This window comes from Micromonospora sp. DT15, from assembly GCF_049841475.1.
GTDB lineage: Bacteria > Actinomycetota > Actinomycetes > Mycobacteriales > Micromonosporaceae > Micromonospora.
Genome location: NZ_JBNCKJ010000003.1, coordinates 116,045 through 139,806 on the forward strand (window position 1 = coordinate 116,045; position 23,762 = coordinate 139,806).

The 23,762-nt window shown below is 71.0% G+C and carries 17 protein-coding genes; 10 read left to right on the plus strand and 7 right to left on the minus strand.

The features are described 5' to 3' along the window. Positions 1–56 precede the first annotated feature (56 nt). The 9 genes from ACLQ3F_RS08185 (at position 57) to ACLQ3F_RS08225 (ending at position 15,091) form a co-directional block, all read left to right on the plus strand. Positions 57–1,049, plus strand: a complete 993-nt coding sequence (locus tag ACLQ3F_RS08185; RefSeq protein ID WP_425847525.1) for a DUF1702 family protein — start codon at positions 57–59, stop codon at positions 1,047–1,049. Between the two features lie 146 nt (positions 1,050–1,195). Further along, positions 1,196–2,164 carry a DUF1702 family protein gene (locus tag ACLQ3F_RS08190; RefSeq protein ID WP_425848202.1) on the plus strand — a complete coding sequence of 323 codons (969 nt, stop codon included), beginning with the start codon at positions 1,196–1,198 and terminating at the stop codon, positions 2,162–2,164. Between the two features lie 75 nt (positions 2,165–2,239). Then, a complete protein-coding gene (locus tag ACLQ3F_RS08195) occupies positions 2,240–8,038 on the plus strand; it encodes a type I polyketide synthase (protein ID WP_425847526.1) in 5,799 nt (1,932 codons plus the stop codon). A gap of 5 nt (positions 8,039–8,043) precedes the next feature. After that, positions 8,044–8,484: an acyl-CoA thioesterase gene (locus ACLQ3F_RS08200; protein WP_357231931.1), complete on the plus strand. Its 441-nt coding sequence runs from the start codon at positions 8,044–8,046 to the stop codon at positions 8,482–8,484. A 21-nt stretch (positions 8,485–8,505) separates the two neighbouring features. Further along, positions 8,506–9,039, plus strand: coding sequence for a flavin reductase family protein (locus ACLQ3F_RS08205; RefSeq protein ID WP_393224853.1), 534 nt, complete (start codon positions 8,506–8,508; stop codon positions 9,037–9,039). Beyond that, positions 9,036–10,391 carry a cytochrome P450 gene (locus ACLQ3F_RS08210; protein ID WP_425847527.1) on the plus strand — a complete coding sequence of 452 codons (1,356 nt, stop codon included), beginning with the start codon at positions 9,036–9,038 and terminating at the stop codon, positions 10,389–10,391. Before ACLQ3F_RS08205 ends, ACLQ3F_RS08210 begins: the two co-directional genes overlap by 4 nt. Before the next feature lie 323 nt (positions 10,392–10,714). Next, positions 10,715–12,649, plus strand: a complete 1,935-nt coding sequence (locus tag ACLQ3F_RS08215; RefSeq protein ID WP_425848204.1) for a CRTAC1 family protein — start codon at positions 10,715–10,717, stop codon at positions 12,647–12,649. Further along, positions 12,646–13,692 (plus strand): enediyne biosynthesis protein, encoded by a 1,047-nt coding sequence (locus ACLQ3F_RS08220; RefSeq protein ID WP_425847528.1) that lies wholly within the window; start codon positions 12,646–12,648, stop codon positions 13,690–13,692. The genes ACLQ3F_RS08215 and ACLQ3F_RS08220 overlap by 4 nt, the downstream gene beginning before the upstream one ends. Before the next feature lie 85 nt (positions 13,693–13,777). Then, complete coding sequence (locus ACLQ3F_RS08225) at positions 13,778–15,091, plus strand: glutamyl-tRNA reductase (protein ID WP_425847529.1); 1,314 nt, start codon at positions 13,778–13,780, stop codon at positions 15,089–15,091. Positions 15,092–15,097: 6 nt separating this feature from the next. Here the strand turns inward: ACLQ3F_RS08225 and ACLQ3F_RS08230 are convergent, their stop codons facing one another. Continuing rightward, complete coding sequence (locus tag ACLQ3F_RS08230; protein ID WP_357196696.1) at positions 15,098–15,640, minus strand: SRPBCC family protein; 543 nt, start codon at positions 15,638–15,640, stop codon at positions 15,098–15,100. 251 nt (positions 15,641–15,891) lie between these two features. On the opposite strand from ACLQ3F_RS08230, the gene ACLQ3F_RS08235 reads away from it, so the two are divergent. Next, positions 15,892–17,436, plus strand: a complete 1,545-nt coding sequence (locus ACLQ3F_RS08235; protein ID WP_425847531.1) for an NAD(P)-binding domain-containing protein — start codon at positions 15,892–15,894, stop codon at positions 17,434–17,436. Here the strand turns inward: ACLQ3F_RS08235 and ACLQ3F_RS08240 are convergent. The 6 genes from ACLQ3F_RS08240 to ACLQ3F_RS08265 all read right to left on the minus strand — a co-directional run bounded on the left by ACLQ3F_RS08240 (position 17,420) and on the right by ACLQ3F_RS08265 (position 23,669). After that, entirely contained in the window at positions 17,420–18,019 is a 600-nt protein-coding gene (locus ACLQ3F_RS08240) for a nitroreductase family protein (RefSeq protein WP_425848206.1), read from the minus strand. The two genes, ACLQ3F_RS08235 and ACLQ3F_RS08240, sit on opposite strands and share 17 nt — an antisense overlap. Positions 18,020–18,181: 162 nt before the next feature. Further along, positions 18,182–19,333, minus strand: coding sequence for a carboxylate-amine ligase (locus ACLQ3F_RS08245; RefSeq protein ID WP_425847532.1), 1,152 nt, complete (start codon positions 19,331–19,333; stop codon positions 18,182–18,184). A gap of 73 nt (positions 19,334–19,406) precedes the next feature. After that, the gene (locus tag ACLQ3F_RS08250; RefSeq protein WP_425847533.1) at positions 19,407–20,549 is read right to left on the minus strand and encodes a M20/M25/M40 family metallo-hydrolase; all 1,143 of its coding nucleotides are present in this window, start codon (positions 20,547–20,549) and stop codon (positions 19,407–19,409) included. 91 nt (positions 20,550–20,640) lie between these two features. Next, positions 20,641–21,207, minus strand: a complete 567-nt coding sequence (locus tag ACLQ3F_RS08255; RefSeq protein ID WP_425847534.1) for a carboxymuconolactone decarboxylase family protein — start codon at positions 21,205–21,207, stop codon at positions 20,641–20,643. Between the two features lie 240 nt (positions 21,208–21,447). Beyond that, positions 21,448–22,512 (minus strand): extracellular catalytic domain type 1 short-chain-length polyhydroxyalkanoate depolymerase, encoded by a 1,065-nt coding sequence (locus ACLQ3F_RS08260; RefSeq protein WP_425847536.1) that lies wholly within the window; start codon positions 22,510–22,512, stop codon positions 21,448–21,450. Positions 22,513–22,736: 224 nt separating this feature from the next. Beyond that, positions 22,737–23,669 (minus strand): AEC family transporter, encoded by a 933-nt coding sequence (locus tag ACLQ3F_RS08265; RefSeq protein ID WP_425847538.1) that lies wholly within the window; start codon positions 23,667–23,669, stop codon positions 22,737–22,739. Between the last annotated feature and the right edge of the window lie 93 nt (positions 23,670–23,762).

Below are 23,762 nucleotides of genomic sequence, written 5' to 3' on the forward strand. Positions count from 1 at the left end.
TACGACGATGGGTACGCCGGCCGCGGCACGTCGCCGGGCCGTGAGGGAGGACGACGATGCCGACGACCCTGGGTTCGATACGGCGGCTGGTCCTGACGCCGTCACTGGCGGAGACGACCTTCGCCCGTCGCGGCTTCCCCGTGACGCCCGGCCCGGTGACCCGCCGCCTCGAGGCGATTCCGCAGGCGGTGATCTGTGGGTTCGAGTGGGGCATCGACATGCGCGACCAGTGGGAGCTGGAACGTCGTCTGGAACTGGTCGAACCGGAGATGCGCGGCTTCGCGTACGAGGGTGCGGCGATGGCGCTCACCGTCATCGACGCGATGCCGGGACCACGCCGTCACCGAGCCCGGGAGCTGCTCTCCGGTCCGGGCCGACCGCACACCTTCCTGACCTACATCGGCATCGGGTTCGCCATGGCCCGCCTGCCGCGCCCACTGTGGAAGGGTGTGCTGCCGGATCTGGCCGGCACCCCCTACTACCCGACGATGAGTTGGCTGGCCGTCGACGGCTACGGCTTCGACCGGGCGTACTTCGAGACCGAGCGGTGGGTGACCCGGCAGGAGCTGCTGCCCGCGTACCCCTGGCAGGGGCGGGCGGACTACTTCCCGCGCGCCGTCGACCAGGGCATCGGCCGGGCGCTCTGGTTCATCCACGGGGCGGGCGCGGCGGACGTCGCCGCGGCGGTGCGGCGATTCGCGCCCGCCCGGCAGGCGGACCTGTGGAGCGGTGTCGGCCTGGCGGCCACGTTCGCCGGCGGCGCCGACCTGGGCAGCCTGCGCTCGCTGGTGGACGCCGCCGGCGAGGACCACGCGCACCTGGCGCAGGGCGCGATCTTCGCGGCGAAGGCCCGGCACTTCTCCGGTTTCCAGCCGGCGCACACCGAGGTCGCGCTGACGGCACTGACCGGCATGTCGGTCGAGGCCGCCGCCGCCCTGGCCGACGACGTCGCGGTCGACAGCCTCGCCGACGACGCCGAACCGGACTACGAAGTCTGGCGGCGCCGCATCCGCGCTCATTTCCCGGTGCCCGCGACGCGCGTGTCGTAGCGATTCCCGCTACCCATTCTGGCGCCCATTTTCCGGGCGCGGACCCTGCCTGCCCGAGGTCAGTTCAAAGCGCCGCAACAATGAAGAAGAATGTCCTCGCCCGGGCTGCGAATATTGGCGACATATCTATTGCCCTGGGGGTGCTGATGAGAGCTTGGCGAAGGCTGCGACGGCGTGTCCTGACCCCGGACATCTCCCAGACGACGTGTGCCGTCCGGGGCTTCCACGTCACTGACGAAGCGACGCGCGAGCGCTTGGAGACCGTCGGCGGGTCCTTCCTCGCCGGCTTCGGCGAGGCCGCGGAGGCCCGCGTCGTGGCCGACGTCGTGGCCCCGCTGGAGCGGTTGGCGCCCACCTGGCGCGGCTTCGCCTACGAAGGCGCGGCCATGGGCCTGAGCATCCGCGACGCGCTGCCCGGGCGGGGCGGTCGGGTGGCCGAGTTCCTCGCCGGCCCCGGTGACCCGCACGTCTACATGGCGTACGTCGGGGTGGGCTGGGCGATGGCCCGGCTGCCCCGGTTCCTCTGGTCCCGGCTGTACGCGCCGGACCCGCTGCTGCGCTGGCTGGTGCTGGACGGCTACGGCTTCCACCAGGCGTACTTCCGCACCGGAAGCTACATCGAGCAGCGCTATCGCGAGGAAACCTTCCCCTGGCCCGGCGACGACCCGGGCAGGTACGCGGTGCGTGCGATCGACCAGGGTGTCGGCCGGGCCTCCTGGTTCGTGGTCGGGGCCGATCCGGACCGGTTGGCCCGCCTGTTCGCCGGGTTCCCGGAGCGGCGTCGGGCGGACCTGTGGGCCGGTGCCGGGCTGGCCGCCACCTATGCCGGCGGCGCCGACGAGGCGGGGCTGGAGCGGCTGCGCGAGCTGTCCGGGTCGTACCGGGGCGACCTGGCCCAGGGGTCGGCCTTCGCGGCCGGGGCCCGGGTGCGCGCCGGCCTGACGGTGCCGCACAACGAGGTGGCCACCCGGGTGCTGTGCGGGTTGTCGACGCGGGACGCTTCGGCGGTCACCGACGACACCCGGATCGGGGTGGCCCCGGCGAACGGCTTCCCCGCGTACGAAGTGTGGCGGCAACGGATCAGGAACGCGCTCGTGCCGATTCGGAATAGTTGATTTGCTTCATTCACCGAAGACCGTGCGCGAATTGTTCCGTGCTGCGCCGGGCGTTTGAGGAAGGGCGTAGTCAGTATGACAAGAATCGCTGTGGTGGGCATGGCGTGCCGCTATCCCGACGCCACGTCTCCGCGGGAGTTGTGGGAGAACGCACTGGCTGGCCGGCGGGCCTTCCGGCGGCTGCCCGACGTGCGGTTGAAGCTGGACGACTACTGGGACGCCGATCCGAAGACCCCGGACCGGTTCTACTCGCGCAACGCGGCGGTCATCGAGGGATACGAGTTCGACCGGGTGGCCTACAAGATCGCCGGCAGCACCTTCCGCTCCACCGACCTCACCCACTGGTTGGCGCTGGACGTCGCCGCCGCCGCGCTGGCCGACGCCGGCTTCCCGATGGCCGAAGGGCTGCCCCGGGAGCGGACCGGCGTGGTCATCGGCAACAGCCTCACCGGTGAGTTCTCCCGCGCGAATCAGCTCCGCCTCCGCTGGCCGTACGTGCGCCGGATGGTCGGCGCGGCGCTCAAGGAGCAGGACTGGGACGACGACCAGCTCGCCACCTTCCTGGACGGCTTCGAGGCCACCTTCAAGAGTCCGTTCCCGGAGATCGACGAGGACACCCTGGCCGGCGCCCTGTCGAACACCATCGCCGGGCGGATCTGCAACCACTTCGACTTCAACGGTGGCGGATACACAGTCGACGGTGCCTGCTCCTCGTCCCTGCTGTCGGTGGCCACCGCCTGCAAGACGCTGATCGACGGCGACGTGGACGTCGCGGTCGCCGGCGGCGTCGACCTTTCCATCGACCCGTTCGAGATCATCGGCTTCGCCAAGACCGGTGCGCTGGCCACCGGCGAGATGCGGGTATACGACCGCTCCTCCAACGGCTTCTGGCCGGGCGAGGGCTGCGGCATGGTGGTGCTGATGCGGGAGGACGAGGCCCGCGCCGGAGGGCACCGCATCTACGCCTCGATCGCAGGCTGGGGCATCTCCTCCGACGGCAAGGGCGGCATCACCCGGCCCGAGATCAACGGCTACCAGCTGGCGCTGCGCCGCGCGTACGAGCGCACGGGCTTCGGCATCGAGACCGTCGGGCTGTTCGAGGGCCACGGCACCGGCACCAAGGTCGGCGACGCGACCGAGTTGGAGGCGCTGTCGCTCGCCCGCGCCGAGGCGGACCCGACGGCGCCGCCAGCCGCGATCGGTTCGGTGAAGGGAATGATCGGTCATACCAAGGCAGCCGCCGGAGTGGCCGGCCTGATCAAGGCCGCGATGGCGGTGCACCAGGAGGTGCTGCCGCCCGCCATCGGCTGCGTCGACCCGCACGCGCTGATCAGCGAGGGCACCCCCGCGCTGCGGGCACTGCGCCGGGCGGAGGCCTGGCCCGCTGACACACCGGTTCGCGCGGGGATCACCGCGATGGGGTTCGGCGGCATCAACACCCACATCGTCCTGGACAACTCCCGGTCACGCCGCAGGTCGACACTGGACACCCGTACGCGCGCGCTGGCCACCGGCCTCCAGGACGCCGAACTGCTGGTGGTCGACGCGCCCACTCCGAATGATCTGGTGCAGCGGCTGGACCAGCTGATCGAGTTCGTGCCGTCCCTGGCGTACGCCCAGCTCGCCGACCTGGCCGCGACCCTGCACGGTGAGCTGCGCGAGCAGCCCTTCCGGGCGGCCGTGGTCGTCTCCTCGCCCGAGGACGCCGAGCGGCGGCTGCGCAAGGTACGCGACTCGGTGGAGGCCGGGGAGACCCGGATGTTCTCCGCCGACGGCCGCTGCCTGGTCGGCCACGTCAGCGGGCCGGGACGGATCGGTTTCCTCTTTCCCGGCCAGGGCTCCGGACGGGGCGTCAGCGGCGGCGCGCTGCGTCGCCGGTTCGCCGAGGCGGAGGAGGTGTACCAGCGGGCGAACCTGCCCACCGGCGGCGACGTGGTGGCCACCGAGGTGGCCCAGCCGCGCATCGTCACCGGCTCCGCCGCGGGCCTGCGGGCGTTGACCACGCTCGGCATCGAGGCCGCCGTGGCGGTCGGTCACAGCCTGGGCGAGATCTCCGCGCTGCACTGGGCCGGCGCGATCGACGAGGCGTGCCTGCTGCGTATCGCCGCCGTGCGGGGCCAGACCATGGCCCGGCACAGCGCCTCCGGCACGATGGCCAGCCTCGGTGCCGCGCCGGAGGCCGTCGACCCGCTGATCGCCGACCTGCCGGTGGTGATCGCCGGCTACAACAGCCCCGACCACACCGTGATCGCCGGTGCGGAGGACGCGGTCAAGGCTGCGTGCCGGAGGGCGTCGGACGCGGGGCTGAACGCCTCCGTCCTGTCCGTCTCGCACGCGTTCCACTCGCCGCTGGTGGCCCCGGCCGCCTCGGCGTTCGGTGCGGCGCTGGCCGACGAGCCGTTCCGGCCGCTGGACCGGCGGCTGGTCTCCACTGTCACCGGCGACGTGCTGCCGGCCGACACCGACGTGCCCGCCCTGCTGAGCCGCCAGATCACCGACCCGGTGCTGTTCACCCTGGCTGTCACCCTCGCCGCGAAGGACGTCGACCTGTTCGTCGAGGTCGGGCCGGGCCGGGTACTGACCGGGCTGGCGTCCCGGACCACCGACGTACCAGCGGTCGCCCTGGACACCGACGAGGAGTCGATCGCCAGTCTGCTCAAGGTGGTCGGCGCGGCGTACGTGGTCGGTGCGGCACCGGTGGACAGCGGGCTGTTCCACGGCCGGCTGATCCGGCCGCTCCAGATCGGCCAGCGGTTCTCCTTCCTGGCCAGCCCGTGTGAGGAGGCGCCGCCGCTGCTGCTGCCGGAGGCCACCGCCGCGGCGGCGCTCACGCCGGCCGCCCGGCCCGCCGAGCCGACTGTCGCGGACCTGCTCGGCGAGTCCGCAGAGGAACAGCTGCGCCAGTTGGCCGCTGAGCGGGCGGAACTCCCGCTGGAGACGGTGCAGCCGGACAGCCACCTCCTGGACGACCTGCACCTCAGCTCGATCACCGTTGGCCAGGTGGTCAACGACCTCGCCCAGCGGATGGGGGTGCCGACCGCGGCGCTGCCCACCAACTTCGCCACTGCCACCGTTCGGGAGCTGGCCGAGGCGTTGGACGAGTTGGCCGGTACGGCTGGGCAGGCCGGGTCGGTGACCGAGCCGTCGGTGGCCGGAGCCGCCGCCTGGGCCCGGCCCTGGCGGCTGGACCTGGACGAGCTGCCCGCGCCCGCGCGGGTGGCTCCCGAGGAGACCGGCCGGTGGCGAGTGCACGCCGCACCCGGACACCCCTGGGCCGACCGGTTGGCCACCGCTCTGCAGCGGGCGAACCTCGGCGACGGGGTGCTGGTCTGCCTGCCCGACCCCTGCCCGGAGGAGGCGCTCGACCTGGCGCTGACCGGGGCCCGGGAGGTCCTTGGCGGTGCCCCTGGCACCAGGTACGTGCTGGTCCAGCACGGTCGCGGCGCGGCCGGCCTGGCCAAGACCCTCCGCCTGGAGGCGCCCCGCGCCCGGGTCACCATCGTCCACCTTTCCGACGACGCGGCAGTGGTGGACCGGGTGGTGACCGAGGTGGCGGGCACCGCCGACTACCGCGAGGTGCACTACGACACCTCCGGCGTATGCCGGGTGCCGACGCTGCGCGCCATGCCGGTGCGTGCCGCCCGGCCCCGTCCCGCGCTCGGCGCGGACGACGTGCTGCTGGTCACCGGCGGCGGCAAGGGCATCACCGCCGAGTGCGCGCTCGCCATGGCCACCGACAGCGGGGCGAGCCTGGCCCTGCTCGGCCGTTCCGACCCGGCGTCCGACACCGAGCTGGCGGCCAACCTGGCCCGGATCGCCGAGGCCGGGGTGACGGTCCGCTACGCCCGCGCCGACATCACCGACGCCGACCAGGTACGTCGTGCCGTCGCCGAACTCACAGCGCAGCTCGGCCCGGTCACCGCGGTCCTGCACGGTGCCGGCCGAAACGAGCCAGCCTCGCTGGCCAGGCTGGACCTGGCGGACTTCCGGGCCACGCTCGCGCCGAAGATCGACGGCCTGCGGGCCACCCTGGAAGCGGTCGACCCGGACCGGCTCAAGCTGCTGGTGACCCTGGGCAGCATCATCGGCCGCGCCGGGCTGCGCGGCGAGGCGCACTACGCCACCGCCAACGACTGGCTGGCCGAGACCACCGAGGAGTTCGGCCGACGGCACCCGGGATGCCGGGCTGTCTGCCTCGAGTGGTCGGTCTGGTCGGGTGTCGGCATGGGCGAACGGCTCTCCGTGATCGAGTCCCTCACCCGCGACGGGGTCACCCCGGTCACGCCGGACCAGGGCATCGCGATCCTGCGCCGGCTGCTGGCCGACCCGGACGCGCCCGGCACTGTGGTGATCAGCGGCCGCACCGAGGGCATCGACACGGTCCGCTACGACCTGCCGGAGCTGCCGCTGCTGCGGTTCGTGGAACGGCCGTTGATCCGGTACCACGGCGTGGAGCTGATCACCGAGGTCGACCTCAACGTCGGTACCGACCTCTACCTGGCCGACCACCTCCTTGACGGCAACCTGCTCTTCCCGGCGGTGTTCGGCATGGAGGCGATGGCCCAGGTGGCCGGTGCGGTCACCGGCGACGGACGGGTGCCGGTCATCGAGCGGGCAGAGTTCCTCCGGCCGATCATCGTCCCGCCGTACGGCCGCAGCCGGATCCGGGTGGCCGCGGCGGTGACCGACGACGACACCGTCCAGGTCGCCATCCGTAGCGAGGAGACGGGCTTCGCCGCCGATCACTTCACCGCGACGATGCGCTTCACCGACACGGTGGCCCCCGACGGGCCGCCCGACCAGGTCTGCGACGAGATCGCCCCGCTGTCGATGTCACCGGCCGACGATCTGTACGGCGACGTGCTGTTCCAGGGTGACCGGTTCCAGCGGCTGCGCCGCTACCGGCGGGCCGCCGCCCGCCACGTCGACGTCGAGGTGGAGGCACTCGACGACGTCGACTGGTTCGCCCGGTTCGTGCCAGACCGCCTGCTGCTCGGTGACCCCGGTGTGCGGGACGCGCTGATGCACGGCAACCAGGTCTGCGTGCCGGACGCCACGCTGCTGCCGACCGGGGTGGAGCGGATCCACCCGGCGGGGGAGAAGCTGACCGGCCGGGGTGAGCTGCGCTACTGCGCCACCGAGCGTAGCCGCGACGGCGACACCTACGTCTACGACGTCGTCCTGCGGACCACCGCCGGCGAGGTCGTGGAGCGCTGGGAGGGACTGCGACTGCGTGCCGTGCGCAAGCAGGACGGTCGAGGCCCCTGGGTGGCGCCGCTACTAGGGCCGTACCTGGAGCGGGCGCTGGGCGACGTCCTCGGCGCGCAGGTGGCCGTGGCGGTCGAGCCGGACGGCCCGACCGAGGCGACCGACCAGCCGGGCGGGCACCTGGCCGTGCGGCGGGCCCGGTCGCGGATCGCGGCGCGGCGCTCGACCGGCGAGCCGGTCGAGGTGACCTACCGCCCCGACGGCCGCCCGGAGATCGCGGGCGGGCGGACGCTGTCCGTGGCGCACGGCGCGCGGCTGACACTGGCGGTGACCGCGACCGGGGCCCTCGGTTGCGACGTCGAAACGGTGCTCCACCGCGACGACGCGGTGTGGGACGGCCTGCTCGGCGAGCACGCCGGCCTGGCCCGGCTCGTTGCCGCGGACACCGGTGAGGACGCCGACACGGCCGCGACGCGGGTCTGGACGGCGCTGGAGTGTGTGCAGAAGTCCGGCGGCCAGCCCGGCGGACCGCTGACCCTGCTGCCCTCGCCGCGTCCCGGCTGGACGGTGTTCGGGGCCGGCGAGCTGCGGGTGGCGGCCTTCGTCACCGCGGTACGCGGCGTCGACGAGCCGGTGGTGTTCGCGATCCTCACCGAGGGGAGGTGACGACGGTGGAGCGCTGGTTCGAGTACCGGCACACGGTCGGGTTCGAAGAGACCAACCTCGTCGGCAACGTCTACTACGTCAACTACCTGCGGTGGCAGGGGCGGTGCCGGGAGATGTTCCTCAAGGAGAAGGCGCCGGCGGTCCTGGCCGACCTCCGGGCGGATCTCAAGCTGTTCACACTGCGGGTCGACTGCGAGTTCTTCGCCGAGATCACCGCCTTCGACGAGCTGGCCGTCCGGATGCATCTGCGTGAGCTGGCGCAGACCCAGGTCGAGTTCGGCTTCGACTACGTCCGGCTGGACACCGGCGGCGGCGAACTCCTCGTCGCCCGCGGCTCGCAGCGCGTGGCGTGCATGCGCGGCCCCAACACCCGCACCGTCCCCACCCGGGTGCCCGAGGCGTTGGAGGCCGCGCTCAAGCCGTACGCCGTGGGCGTACGGGCCTGACCGGCGACCCCAGGAGTCACTGTGACTGCTCATCCCCAACCCACCGGCCTGGTGACCGACCCGAAGACACTCCGCTGGGCACTCGCCGCCTTCGCCACCGGCGTCACGGTGGTCACCGTAGGCGGCCCGACCCCGCACGGCATGACGGCCAACTCATTCACCGCGGTCTCCCTGGATCCGCCGCTGGCCCTGGTCTGTGTCGGCCGGGACGCGATGATGCACGGCGCACTGACCGAGGCCGGGCAATTCGGGGTCTCGGTGCTCGGCGCGGCGCAGGAGCCGGTGGCCCGCTACTTCGCCGACCGGCGCCGGCCGCTGGGCCGGGAGCAGTTCGAGTTCGCCGAGTGGCAGCCCGGCAGCCGGACCGGCTCGCCGCTGCTGGTCGGCGCGATCGCGCACTTCGAGTGCGAGTTGTGGCAGGCGTACGACGGCGGGGACCACAGCATCTTCATCGGCCGGCTGGTGGCGCTGGACCGCAACGCCGACGATGCGCTGGTCTTCGTCGACGGTCAGTTCCGCCAGTTGGAGCGTGCGCGTAGCGGAGCCACGACATGAGCGTCGCGACGCGGGCCCGCCGGACGCCGCCCGGTCCGCCGCGCCTCGCGGCGCTACGCATGCTGATGGTGATGAATCGCGACCGGCTGGGAATGATGACCTCGGCCGCGCAACGGTACGGCGACGCGGCGCGCCTGCCCGTCGGCCCGAAGAGCCTGTACTTCTTCAACCATCCGGACCACGCCAAGCACGTGCTGGCCGACAACGCCGCCAACTACCACAAGGGCATCGGGTTGGTGCACGCCCGGCGGGCGCTCGGCGACGGGTTGCTCACCAGTGAGGGTGAGCTGTGGCGCAAGCAGCGCAAGGTGATTCAGCCGGCGTTCCAGAGCCGGCGGATCGCCGCCCAGGCCGGTCAGGTGGCGGAGGAGGCCGCGGCCCTGGTCGAGCGGCTCCGCCGCCGAGCCGGCGACGTCGTCGACATGTCGGACGAGATGACCTCGCTGACGCTGGGGGTGCTGGGCCGTACTCTGCTCGACACCGACCTGGGCCGGTTTCCGACCATCGGCGGTGACTTCGCCGCCGTGCAGGACCAGGCGATGTTCGAACTGGCGACGTTGAGCGCGGTGCCGCCGGTGCTCCCGCTTCCCCGGCAGCTGCGGTTCCGGCAGTCCCGGCGGCGGCTGGAGGGAATCGTCGACCAGTTGGTGGCTGAGCGCGGCAGTGCCGACGACGGCCGGGCGGATGTGCTGTCCCGACTGATCGCCTCCGCCGGCCGGGAGCGGGATCCGCGCATCGGGCGCGCCCGGCTCCGCGACGAACTGGTCACCCTGCTGCTCGCCGGCCACGAGACGACCGCCAGCACACTGAGCTGGACCCTGTACCTGCTCGACCGACACCCCGAGGTACGCGAACGGCTGCGCGCCGAGGTGGTCTCGGTGCTCGGTGACCGGCTGCCCACCATGGACGACCTGGGCCGGCTGCGCTACACCTCGATGGTGCTGGAGGAGGTGATGCGCCTCTACCCGCCGGTGTGGCTGCTGCCGCGCAAGGCCCTGTCCGAGGACGAGGTGGGCGGCTATCACGTCCCCGCCGGCGCGGACGTGCTCATCTGCACGTACACCCTGCACCGGAACCCGCGGTTCTGGGACGACCCGGAGCGATTCGACCCGGACCGATTCGACCCGGCCCGTTCCGTCGACCGACCCCGGTACGCGTACATCCCGTTCGGCGCGGGGCCCCGGTTCTGCGTGGGCAATCACCTGGGTCTGATGGAAGCCACCTTCGCCACCGCGTTGCTGGTGCGGGATCTGCGCCTGACCCGTCCGGCGGGTCGCCCGGTGGTGCCTGAGCCGATGCTGTCACTGCGGGTGCGCGGCGGCCTGCACATGCGCGTCGGCCTGCCCGACTGATAGTGCTCCGCCGCCGTCCCCGCCCGGTCCGCCGGGCGGGGACGGCGCGGTCCACGACTGTTTCCGGGCACTTTCCTTCCGAGTCACAACCGTTGTGAGCAGTGGCACTCGCCGCTTTCGGAAAACATTTCTTCATCCGTGCGCGCTTCGCCGTAAACAGCTTCGAGAGCAATTCCTGAGAAGACACCGCGCCGCGCCGGACGAAAGCATGGCGATGGTTCGTACCGAGACGCCGCGTCCGACCGCACCGCCCGCTGCCGGCCGACCCGTATGTCCCGGCGCCGTCTACCCGAGGGGGACACTTGCCACCGCAATCCGTAGGCATCCTGCGCCGACTCATTCCACCCGTGTTCGTCCTGGTGCTGGTCGCCGGCCTGTTCTCGGTGGCCCGGCTGCCCTCGGCCTCTGCCGAGGACCGCAGCGCGCTGGCCTCCCGATACGCGTTCACCGAACGACCGATCGCGCTGCCGCCCGGCCTGCCGCAGCGCACTGTGCGTCAGGTGAACCCCCGGTACGAGCACATCCGGTCCTGGATCTCGTCCGTCGGCGCCGCGGTGGCGCTCAACGACCTGGACGGCCAGGGTGGCGCGAACGACCTGTGCCTTGTCGACAGCCGCAGCGACGCGGCGATTGTCACCCCGGCCCCGGACAGCGGTGCCACGTACGCGCCGTTCGTGCTGGATCCGGCCCCGCTGCCGATGGGTCCGGCGATCGCCCCGATGGGCTGCACCCCCGGCGACTTCAACCTCGACGGCCGGATGGACCTGCTCGTCTACTACTGGGGCCGTACGCCGGTGCTGTTCCTGCAGCGCACCGGGGTGACCTCGCTGAGCCTCGCGGCGTACCACCCGGTCGAGTTGATCCCACAGCAGACCACCGGCCCCCTCTACCGGGGCCCGTTGTGGAACACCAACGCCGTCGCGGTGGCCGACTTCGACGGTGACGGCCGCCCGGACATCGGGATCTTCAACTACTTTCCGGACAGTCAGGTCCTCGACCCGCAGGGCCTGCCGCACGTGCAGATGAACCACTCGATGTCGCACGCGCACAACGCCGGTGGCGCGTACCTCCTGCGGTGGACCGGCGCTACCACCGGTGACTCACCCTCGGTGAGCTACGAGAGGCAGGTGGGCGGCGATCCGGAATTCTTCACCGGCTGGACCCTCGGCGCCAGTTCCGCGGACCTGGACGGCGATCTGCTTCCGGAGCTCTACCTGGCCAACGACTTCGGACAGGACCGGCTCTTCCACAACCGGTCCAGGCCCGGGCAGATCCGATTCGACCTGGTGGAGGGACAGCGCGATCCGATCACCCCGAAGTCACTAGTGCTCGGACACGACTCGTTCAAGGGCATGTCCATCGACTTCGCCGACCTGGAGGGGCGCGGACGGTTCGACGCGTTCGTCAGCAACATCACCGAGTCCTGGGGTCTGGAGGAGAGCAATTTCCTCTGGCAGAACACGGCCTCGACGCCGGAGCAGGCCCGGAAGATGCTGAGCCGGGGTGAGGCGCCGTTCCGCAACCAGGCCGCCGCCAAGAACATGGCGTGGGTTGGTTGGGGCTGGGATGCCAAGATGGCCGACTTCGACAACAGCGGCCGGTTGGCGGTCGTCCAGGCCACCGGTTTCGTGAAGGGCACCATCAACCGGTTCAACTGGTTGCAGGAGTTGGCGATCAGCAACGACCTGCTGCTCTCCGACCCGGACATGTGGCCCAAGGCCGAGCCCGGTGACGACCTCGCCGGCGACAACGAGCTCGCGTTCTGGGTACGCGAGGACAACGGCCGGTACGCCAACATCAGTAAGGAACTCGGTCTGGCCCTGCCCATTCCCACCCGGGGTGTGGCGGTGGCCGACACCAACGGCGACGGGGGCCAGGACTTCGCCGTGGCCCGCCAGTGGGGTCCGCCGGCCTACTACCGCAACGAGAAGCCCGGGAACGGCAACTTCCTGGGGCTGCGGCTGACCCGTCCGACGCTGTCCGGCGACGGTTCCTCACCGGCGTACGGCGCGCAGGTGCGGGTCACCACCGCCGACGGCCGCACCCAACTCGCCCAGCTCGACGGGGGCGGGGGTCACTCCGGCAAGCGCAGCTTCGACGTGTTCTTCGGCCTCGGCGCTGCCGGGGACCGGCCGGTCAAGGCCGAGCTGTGCTGGCGCGACCTCACCGGTGCCACCCACAAACAGACGCTCGACCTGACCGCCGGGTGGCACGACTTCATGCTGACCAGTCGAGCCGAGGAGTTGACCAAGCGATGACGGACGTCAAGCAACCCGAGGCGACCAGGGAGCTGTCCCTCGCCACCCCGGTCGCGCCGTCCGCGACGGCACCGCAGCCGACGCCCACGACGGACCAGCCCGCCGTACCGCGGGTGGACAGCAAGGATCCGCGCTACATGGCGCTGCGCAACTTCGCCATGTCGATGACGGTCTTCAACATCCTGGGCTACACCGTTCTCGGTTTCGAGCAGCCCTGGCTGTGGCCGATCCTGGCCCTGGCGGTCGGATACGGCACCGAGATCATCGTCGAGATGGTCTCGGCGCGGGCGCTGAAGCGACCGGCGGCCTTCAGCGGCAACGGCGCGTGGGGGGTCTACACCTTCCTGCTTCCGGCGCACATCACCGCGCTGGCCGCGAACATGTTGCTGTACGCCAACGACAACTTCTGGCCCATCGCGTTCGCGGTGGTCGTGGCGGTCGGTCAGAAGGCGGTGCTCCAAGCGCCGATCAAGGGCCGAATGCGGCACTTCATGAACCCGTCCAACTTCGGCATCACCATCACGCTGCTGATGTTCTCCTGGGTCAACATCGCCCCTCCGTACCACTTCACGGAGAACGTGCCCGGGGTGATCAGCATTCTGATCCCGGTGGTCATCGTGACGGCGGGCACGGTGCTCAACGCCATGCTGACCAAGAAGGTGCCGCTGATCGTCGGCTGGCTGGGCGCGTTCGTGATCCAGGCGGTGCTCCGGCACTTCATCTGGGACGTCTCGCTGGTCGCTGCGCTGGTCCCGATGACCGGGGTGGCCTTCGTCCTGTTCACCAACTACATGATCACCGACCCGGGCACGACCCCGGCGGCACCTCGGATGCAGTTCATGTTCGGTGCCAGCGTCGGCATGGTCTACGGCCTGCTGATGGTGTTCAACGTGGTCTACACGCTGTTCTTCGCCGTGACCCTGGTATGCCTCGCCCGTGGGCTGTTCTGGTGGGGCAGGTGGCTGGTGCAGCGCAACCGGCCCGAGGAGAACCTGACACCCGCACCGCCGCCCGCCGCTGTGGCGCTACCGGTCGCCCGTTGACCGTCCGCCGGTCCCGGTCACCGGTCGGCCCGCTCGTCGTGGGTCCGCCGGTGGCCGGGACCGGCCGCTTTCGTGGAGGTGCACCATGAACCTGCTCGTCGTCGGCGCCTCGTACCGGACCACTCCGGTCGACGTACTGGAACGGCTCGCGGTCGGATCCGCCGAGCTGCCAGGGCTGCTGCGCACGCTGCTCGACCGGCCGGCGGTCGAGGAGGCGGTGGTGCTGTCCACCTGCAACCGGGTGGAGGTGTGGGCGGCGGTCAGCGGCTTCCACGCCGGGCTGCGCGAGATCGGCGCGACGCTCGCCACGCACGCCGACGCGTCGACCGACGTGCTGGCCCGGCACCTGTACGCGCATTACGACGACGCCGCCGTGGCGCACACCTTCACCGTCACCGCCGGCCTGGACTCGATGGTGGTCGGCGAGGCGCAGATCCTCGGGCAGGTGCGGGCCGCGTACCGGGCCGCGGTCTCGTACGGGAGTGCCGGCCGGCTGACCCACGAGCTGGTGCAGCACGCGCTGCGGGTCGGCCGACGGGTCCGGGCCGAGACCGACATCGGGCGCTGCGGCGCCAGCACGGTGACCGCCGCCCTCGACGTGCCGGCGGGACACCTGCCCGGTGGCCTCGCCGGCCGCCCCGCCCTGGTGGTCGGTGCCGGGGCGATGGGCGGGATCGCCGTCGCCGCGCTGAGCCGCGCCGGCGCCGGACCGATCGCGGTCGCCGGGCGCGGCGCAGCGGGCATCCGCCGGCTCGTCTCGGCGTACGGCGTGCGGCCCGTGCCCGCGGCGGACCTGGTGCCGGCTCTCGCCGCCGCCGACGTCGTGGTGACCGCGACGACCGCACCGGACCCGGTGCTCACCGCCGAGCTGGTCGCGCCGGCGCTACGTCGCCGGCTGACCCGCGGCCCGGACCTGCCGCTGTTCGTGCTGGACCTGGCGATGCCCCGGGACGTGGACCCGGCGGTCGCCCGCCTCGACGGCGTGGTGGTCGTCGACATCGGCGGACTCGGCGCGGTGGCGCGCCACGGCGTCGAGCGCCGGGACCAGGATGCGGCCGAGCGGATCGTGGCCGCCGAACGCGACGCGCTGGCCGGCCGGCTCCGCGGGGCCGACGCCGGGCTGACCGTGGCCGCGCTGCGCCGCCGGGCCGACCGGACGGTCAGCGCGGAGCTGCACCGGCTGGCCCAGCGCCGACCTGACCTCAGCGAGGCGCAGCGGGCCGAGGTGGCCCGCACCGTCAACCGGGTGGTCCAACAACTGCTGCACCCCCCGTCGGTACGTGTCCGTCAGCTCGCCGGTGAGCCCGACGGCGAGCGTTACACAGCGGCGCTGCGTCAGCTGTTCGACCTGGAGGTGCCGCACAGCACCCCGGTCGCCGACGTGCCCCGGGTGGCCTGACCGTCGTCAGCGACCGTCGTCGGCGGGCGTCTCAGCGAGGGCCTTGATGCCCTCCAGGGTGGTGAACATGGCCTCCCGTAGGGCGGCCGTGCGGCGTTCGATGATGACCTCCTCCTGCTCCGGTGCGCGGTCGATGATGAGGCTCAGACCGGTGCGGCCCGGCCCGATGCGGACCGAGTGGGTCAGTCGACATCCACCCGCCTCCTCGACGAGCCGGAACTGCCAGGTCGAACCCGGACGCTCCGGGTCGGCCGGGCCGCCGCCGAACCGGCCGGCCTCGTCGACCACCACCCAAGCGAACACACGTGGCGCGTCGAGGCGCACCACGTGCGAGACGGTTTGCCACTCGCCCAGCAGGGGGTGGTGGTTCTCCCCTTCGAACCGGGCGCCCAGCGTCGGCCTGTCGCAGTCGTCCAACCACCGCACGCGCCGTAACTCCTGGCTGAACCGCGCGGGCAGTTCGATGTCCGTCACCAGGTCCCACACCCGGGCGGGGTCGGCCGCCACATGCAGGTCACACTCGATTGTCGGGCCGTCGGCGTACCGCACGTCACCGCTCCTCTGTTCGTTTCGGACTCGTGCCGGTCCACTACAGCGCATGACATGATCGGAATTCAAGTGCGCGAATTCGTGGTGGCGTCGAGCGGATGGGTGGCGTCGTCGCTATTGCCTAGACAGGCAATGCGCGGGTTGCGGTGTTATGGGTTGTTGGCCCGCTGGCCTGGAGGCGGCGGCATTGACACACGCCGACATTCATTCCAAGGTCGATGGATTCGTCTCTCCGTCGAAGGGGCCGCAGGATGGTCAGCAACGAGCACAGGTACGTCATCGTCGGGGCGGGTCCTGCCGGCGTTCAACTGAGCTACTACCTACAGCAGCACGGTGCCGACTACCTGACGCTCGAAAGCGGAGACGCGCCGGGCGGGTTCTTCCGGCGGTTTCCACGCCACCGCAGGCTCATCTCGCTGAACAAGGTGCACACCGACAGCACCGATCCGGAGATTCGCCTGCGCTGGGACTGGAATTCCCTGCTCAACGACTCCCCGGACCTGCTGTTTCCGAAATTCAGCGAGGAATACCTGCCGGCGGCCGATGACCTGGTGCGCTACCTCGCCGAGTTCCAACGTGTGCACAAGCTCAACATCCGATACGGCACGACGGTCGAGCAGATCACGCGTACGGGCGACGGCTTCACAGTGCGCACCGACCAGGGTGAGGTGCGCGCGCGCTGCCTGGTCGTCGCGACCGGCTGGGGCCAGCCGTTCGTTCCGGCCATCACGGGCATCGAGCACGCCATCGGGTACGAGGACATGGTCATCGACCCCTCGGCGTACGACGATCAGCGGGTCCTGATCATCGGTAAGGGCAACTCCGCGTTCGAGACCGCGTCGGCCATCCTCGGCCACGCGTCGATGGTGCACCTCGCCAGCCGGCAGCCCTTGCGACTGGCGTGGAACACCAAACACCCCGGGGACGTCCGTGGTCAGTACGGCGCGATCCTCGACAGCTACCAGTTCAAGACGCTGCACTCGGTGCTCGACTGCACGATCGACGAGATCCGGCCGGTCGACGGGCGTTTCCAGGTGTCGATCACGTACACCCACGCCCAGGGGGAGACCGCCGTCCTCGACTACCACACGGTGCTGAGGTGCACCGGCTTCCGGATGAACACCGCGATGTTCGACGAAACGGCCCGACCCGACATGGTGCGGGACGGGCGTATGCCCGGGCTGCGCCCCGACTGGCAGTCGAGCAACGTCGACGATCTGTACTTCGCCGGTACCATCGCCCAGGCCCGGGACGTCAAGCACGCGTCGTCACCCTTCATCGACGGCTTCCGGTACAACCTCCGTACGTTCACCCGGATTCTCCGTGAGCGCTACGACGACGTCCCGTTGTCGTACGCGACGACGCCGGCCGACGCCGCGTCGCTGACCAAGCTGATGCTCGACCGCGTCAACTGGTCCTCGGCGCTGTGGACCCAGTTCGAATACCTCTGTGACGTCTTCGTCCGCGACGACGCCAGCGGCGACTTCCACCACTATGAGGACCTGCCGGAGGACTATGCCGTGGAGCGCTTCGGGGCTGCCACGCAGTGGTACACGCTCGCGCTCCGGTGGGGCCGCGACAACTACGGCGACGTCTTCGCCATCGAGCGGCATCCGATCCCCGACCGGGCCAGGGAGAGCGCCTTCATCCACCCGGTGATCCGGCGGTACCGCGGTACCGAACTGATCGCCGAGCAGCACCTGCTGGAGGACCTGCTGGCCGAGTGGCGGCGAACGGACCGGCACGTCGAGCCCCTGGTCGACTTCCTGACCAGGGACCTCACCAGCGGATCATGACCTCGTCGAGGGGTTTGCGGGTCAGGTCGGGGACGTGGGCGTCCGGCGCGGGATACCCGACGGGCATCACCACGTACGGGCGCTCCTCGGGCGGACGCTCACACACCTCGTTGAGGAATCGCATCGGGCTGGGCGTGTGGGTCAGTGTGACCAGGCCGGCATGGTGCAGCGCGGTGATCAGCAGGCCGACCGCCATACCGACGGACTCCTTGACGTAGTACGGCTTCGGGGTGTTCGGCCCCTGGTGCACCTCGAACACGACGATGACGGCCGGTGCGGTCTCCAGGAACGGTTTGCGCCAGTCGGTGCCGAGCCCGGCGATCGCACCGAGCCACTCCTGCGAGGCGCGACGGTCGTAGAACGCGCGTTCCTCGGCCTCGGCCGCGTCGCGTAGCCGGCGTTTGCGGACCGGGTCGGTCAGCACCACGAACCGCCACGGCTGCACATTGGCCCCACTGGGTGCGGTCGACGCGGCCCGGATCGCCGCCTCGACCACCCCGTCGGGCACGGGGTCGCTGGCGAAGTCGCGCACGGAACGGCGTCGCGCCATGCGGTCGGCGAACGCCTCCGCCTCCCGCACCATGTCCGCGGGGGATCGACGCTCGAACTGGATGGGGACCTTGGAAAGCAGGTCTGTGTCGTGCACCTGGAACCTCCCCTGATCCGGCGTGCCGGTTTCTGCGGGAGGGTCACCTGCCGCCGGCATCCGGTTCGTTCAGCATTTCGGAGGCCTGACGGCATGTCGTTACGCAGGTGTGCTGTCTTCGCGGGTCGGCACGTCAGGCGCGGTCCGGGTGGCGATGTCGTCGACCACGTCGGTCAGGCGTCCACGGAGCGCCGCGGCGGCCCGCTGGCGGGTCGCCCCGTCGCCGTCCACGGTGAGCGACCTCAGCCATGCCTCCACCCGGTGGCGGTCACCCGCCTCGTCCAGCGCCGGTCCGGCGAGCGCTACCAGCCGTTCGGCGAGGGCCGTGGCAGGCAGCAGCCGGCCCGTGGCGGCGTCGACGCCGTGGCCGCCCATCCCGTCGCGGGCGGCTCGCCAGTACGCCAGTCGCATCAGCTCCGGGACCAGTTCCGGCCCCTCGTCGCCCCGGTCGACGGCATCCCCGGAGACGACCACCAGAGCCCGCACCAGGGCCGCGAGCGCCGCGGATTCGGCGGCGCTGACGGGTACGTCGGCCACCCGTACCTCAAGGGTGGGGTGGTTGGTGGACAGCCGGAGATCCCAGAAGATGGTGCCGTGATCGACCAGCGCGCCCGCCTCGAGCAGCATGTCCACGTGGTCGTCGTACTGTCGCGCCGAGGTCAGGAACGGCGGCGGGCCGGCCACCGGCCAGCGCCCCCACGTGACGCTGCGCCAACTGGCGTACCCGGTGTCGCGTTCGGGCCAGTACGGCGAGTTGGCCGTGAGGGCGAGCAGAACCGGGAGGTGCTGGCGCAGGTGGTTGCCGATCAGCACGGCACGGTCCCGGTCGGGCTGCTCCACGTGGACGTGCACGGCGCAGATCGCGAGCTCGTCGTGCAGCCCACGGTAGGTCGCGGTGCCTCGGTCCTGGCGAGGCCCTTCGGTGAGGGGCGGCGGCACGGCGCGGCCCAGCACCGGCGAGCCGCTGGCGATCACCCGCAGACCCGCCGACAGGGCTGCGGCCTGGACGGCGGCGCGGCCCTCGGCGAGCTGCGCGCCGATATCCTCGACGCTTCGGCACGGGTCGGTCCGCGTCTCCACCTGAAACTTGGTGATCTCACCACCCACCCGGGTGCCGAGGGCCGGGCGCGCGCGGTCGACGACGATGGCCGCCTCCGGCACGAGCTCGCCCCGGTCGGCGTCGACGACGAGGAACTCTTCCTCGACGCCGAGCAGGGGAATGGATGATCCCGCACGCTGTCCCGTAGTCATCCCGACGCCGACCTCTCGCTGCCGGTCGTGTGCCGGCGGTGAGCACGTTACGTTACGGGATCACGTCGGTGGGTCAAGATCCGAGACGCTCCGATGTGGACAAAGCCTCGACGAGCCCGGCCAGGAGCGCCGTCCGTTCGGGCATCCGGTCGAGGCAGACATACTCGTCGGCGGCGTGCGCTCCGCCGCCCACCGCGCCCAGGCCATCCAGGGTCGGTACGCCCAACGCGGCGGTGAAGTTGCCGTCGGACGCGCCGGCCGCGTACGCGCCGACGAGGCCCGGGATGCCGAGCTGACGGGCGACCGACTGGGCCAACTTCAGCAGCGGTCGTGCGAGCTCCTCGGACATCGGGTAACGGTTGATCCCGCCCTGCACGGCCAGCGTCGCCTCAGGCAGGAACGGCACCAGAGCGCGGATGGCGTGATCGACCCGTTCCAGCTCGTCCCTGGTCCAGGCCCGCACGTCAACGGCCAGGCTGGCGCGCTCCGGCACCGTGTTCGTCGTGGTGCCAGCGGAGAGCAGGGTCGGTGTGACGGAGGTGCCGCCGCTGTCCATCGCGCCGAGCGCACCCAAGGTGAGAACCTGGTGGGCCACCTCGACCGTGGCGTTCACTCCGCGCTGCGGTTCGACGCCAGCGTGGGCGGCGCGACCCTCGACGATGACGCGGTAGACCGAACCGCCCTTCCTGGCCACCTTCACCTGCCCGTCCGGGGTGGCCGCCTCGCAGACGAGAACGGCACCGGAACGCCGTGCCTCGCGTTCGATCAGCGGCCGTGACGTGACGGACCCGGTCTCCTCGTCGCAGGTGAGCAGCACGCCGACGGACGAGGTGTCCTCGATCAGTCGCAGTGCCGTGAACATCTGCACGATCCCGGCCTTCATGTCGCAGACGCCAGGTCCCGTCGCCACGTCCCTGCGTACGGTGAAGGGCCTGGATCGGATCGTGCCGACCGGGAAGACCGTGTCGAAGTGGCCCAGGAGCAGCACGCGCTGATCGGCGGCCGGCCACAGCAGGTGCGGCAGACCGTCGATCACGACCCGGCAGGCGGGCCGGCCGAGCGCCTCCTCGCCCCAGCGGGCGAGCAGGTCGGCACAGGACTCAAGATGGGGCAGCGAGCCCGGTGCCGACTCGAGCGCGACGAGCGCGCCCAGCCGGTCAACCATGTCTGCTCGGAGCTGCTTCGTCGCGGGGAGCAGCCGGCGTGCGAGGTCCATCGATCCCTCCAGCGTCACAGGTGCCGGGCATGGCCGGGCCTGTCCGTCGACCATCGCAGAGGGATCGGGGTGTGGTCACCCGTGTCTGTGCTCAGGCGGCTGGCGGCCCGCTGACCGCAGCCCCGTAACCAACCTCGACGATCCGACGTGCGGTCTCGGCGTAGGCGTCCCGGCCCTCGGGCGCGAAGGTGCCGAGCCCGTCGACGTAGCGGTTGAACATGCAGAACGCCGCGGCGATCAGGACGGTGTCGTGGATCTCCAGGTCGGTGGCGCCCTCGGCGCGGGCGTCGGCGACGAGTTCGGTGGTGACCTCGCGACCACTGATCTGTACCGCACCGGCGATGCGCAGCAGTGCCCGCAGTTTGGCGGAGATCGGGGCGGTGTCCAGGTCCGCGCGCACCTGGTCGACGAGGGAGTAACCCTCGTCGAGTTGCGCCGCGGCGAACGCGGAGTGCGACGCGCAGCAGAAGTTGCAGTCGTTACGCCCGGACACGTACGCGGCGATCAGTTCGCGCTCACCGGCGGGAAGCGAGTGAGGGGCACGCAGCAGCACCTCGGCCAGTTCGTTGAGTGGCTTCGCCGTCTCCGGCCGGTACCGCATCGGTCCGGAGATGCCGGGAAACTGCTTCTCGTCCAACCCGAGATCGATGTGCGCCATGGTCGTCAAACCCTTCGCTTGTGGGTCACGGCCCCGCCGACATCAACGTCCACAGCGGACAAGAGCGCGCGCGGCCGTGCGGCTGGTGCCGCGCAGCCACGATCCCACTCGGTCCGCCGCTCGGATCTCTTCATTTGTGCTCTCTTCCCCGTCGAGGTGGCGTCGGGCGCACCGCGACCACATCAGGTGCGGCCGGTGGACCTCGCTCAGGGGACGACCGATTCCCGGCAGACGCGGTCCTCACGACATCGGGTTGCGCTCGGCGAACTCCCACATGATCGCGCTGGCGTCCGGGCCCGCGTGATCGGTGTACTTGCCGTCGCCATCGGGGCCAGGCCAGGCGTGCCCCATGTCCTGGACGCGGTACGCCTCGACGATCGACGAGCCGTCCGGCGCGGTGATCTCCGTCCGCGTGTACGCGTGCCGGCCGGCAGCGCCTGGCACGGACATGGTCTTCGTGGTCGGGTCGAGGCTGTCGTTGGGCAGCCCGTCGTCGACGAGGTCATTCACCGCGGTCCAGTGGGCGACGAGTCGGGTGCCCACCAGGGGCGGCACGACCTCGTCCTGCTCGCCCTGAATGACCAGCAGCGGCACCCGTCGGGCCCGGTCGCCCATCTGTGCCCAGCCCTGACGTGCCGTGTCCAATGGCGGCGTGGCGTCCGGGTTGTCCGGGTCGACCTGGTTGAGCCCGTACTCGCCGCCGGCGACCGAGGTCACCGTGGCGAAAACGTCGGGATAGGTCACGCCGAGGATGACAGCGGTCCCCGCGCCCGACGAGGCACCAGCTACGTGCACGCGCGCCGGATCCGCGTCGTACTTCTGGACCACCTCGCGGGCGACACCGGCCAACAGCGCGGGTTCGCCGGTGTGCCGTTGCTGATGCCGTGGGTCGGCGGAGTTCCAGCAGGCGATGACGTTGCGGGAGATCAGTTGCGTGGGGTAGACGACGATGAAGCCCTCCCGGTCGGCCAGGCTGTTGAACTGCGTCGTGGACTTCATGGAGTTCCACCCGTAGCCGGTCATCGCGCAACCGTGGATGGCCATGACGACCGGAAGCCGGGCCGTCCCGTCGTGCTGGGGTGGAAGGTGAACCTGGTAGCGCTGCGAACCGGCGGCGCCTTCGTAGACGTGGTTTCGGTCGTTCTCGCCCATCTGCCAGGGCAGGCCGAGCTGAAGTGCGGCGACGCCGAGGCTGACGGCGGCCACGACGATGGCGAGAGTGCCGGAGACGATCCAGAGCCACCGCCGTCGCGAAGGACGGGTGGGCTCCATGTCGGTATCCACCGGGGAGGGCGGGAAGGTCATGGGTGTCTCCTTTCTACCTCGAAGGAAAGGTCCCCCACAGTGCGAAGCCGCCGTACGTGAGGTTCAGTCCACCAACGTCGAGGACGGGTGTCGGGGACATGCATCCATGACAGCAGCGTTCGCGGCCACCCGTCAGTGCAACCACGTCACGGATACCGGTGACGCTGTGTCACTGGTCGTGGCCGGGTGCAGTCATGCGGTCCGGGACCAGTCAGCTGACGGATCTACCCGAGCAACGTTGCCGCCGCGGTCAGTGTTGCCAGCGACAGCGTTGTGGTCACCACCACCGCCCGGTTGGCCACCGCCTCGCCGACGCCGTACTCCTGACCGTAGATGAACGTGTTCTGCGCCGTCGGCAGGCCGGCGCACACCACCACGGCGAGCAACTGCGGCGGGGACAGGTGCAGGGCCAGCCCGGCCGCGTACGCGATGACCGGCTGTGCGACGAGCTTCAGCGCGGTGATCACGGCCAGTTCGCCCGGCTCGGCTGGCTCGGCTGGCTCGGCCTGCGACAGCGCCCTGCGGTGCAGCGACGCGCCGAGCGCGACCAGGGCGGCCGGAACCGCGGCGCCCGACAGCAGGGCGAGCGACGCGCCGGCCGCCGACGGCAGATGCAGGCCGGTAGCCGAGAACGCGACACCGAGCAGCGACGCCAGGATCACCGGGTTGCGTACCGGCAGGGAGGCGATACGGGCGACCCGTACCCGCCCGGCCGAGTCGCTGTGCCGGTCCAGGGCGACCAGGATCACGGGTGTCACCACCAGCACCTGCAGCAGCACCACCTCCGCCAGGAACGACACGTTGCCGAGAACCTGCGTGGCGATCGGGATGCCGAGGTTCGCCGAGTTCACGTACCCGGCGGCCATGCCCCAGATCGGCCGTTCGCCGGACGTGCGACCGAACAGCCAGCTCGCGCCGACCCACCCGAGCCCGATGACCGTGGCGGTGCTTATCCCGAAGGCGAGCAGCGGGCGGCCGGCCAACCCGGAGAGCGGCATTCGGGACAGGGCGAGGAACAGGGCGGACGGCATCGCAAGGTGGAACACGAATCGGCCGAGCACCGACGCCGCCGCATCGCCCAGCAGACCCCAACGACAGGCCGCGTAGCCGACCGCGGTGAGGATCCAGATCGGTACGAACGCTGCTACCAGGCTCATACGGACATGTGCGTCGATCGGGAAGTCATGCGTTCAGACTCGCACCCAGCCCGGACCGGGCGGATGTCCCGCACCTCAGCGTTTCGCGGGTTC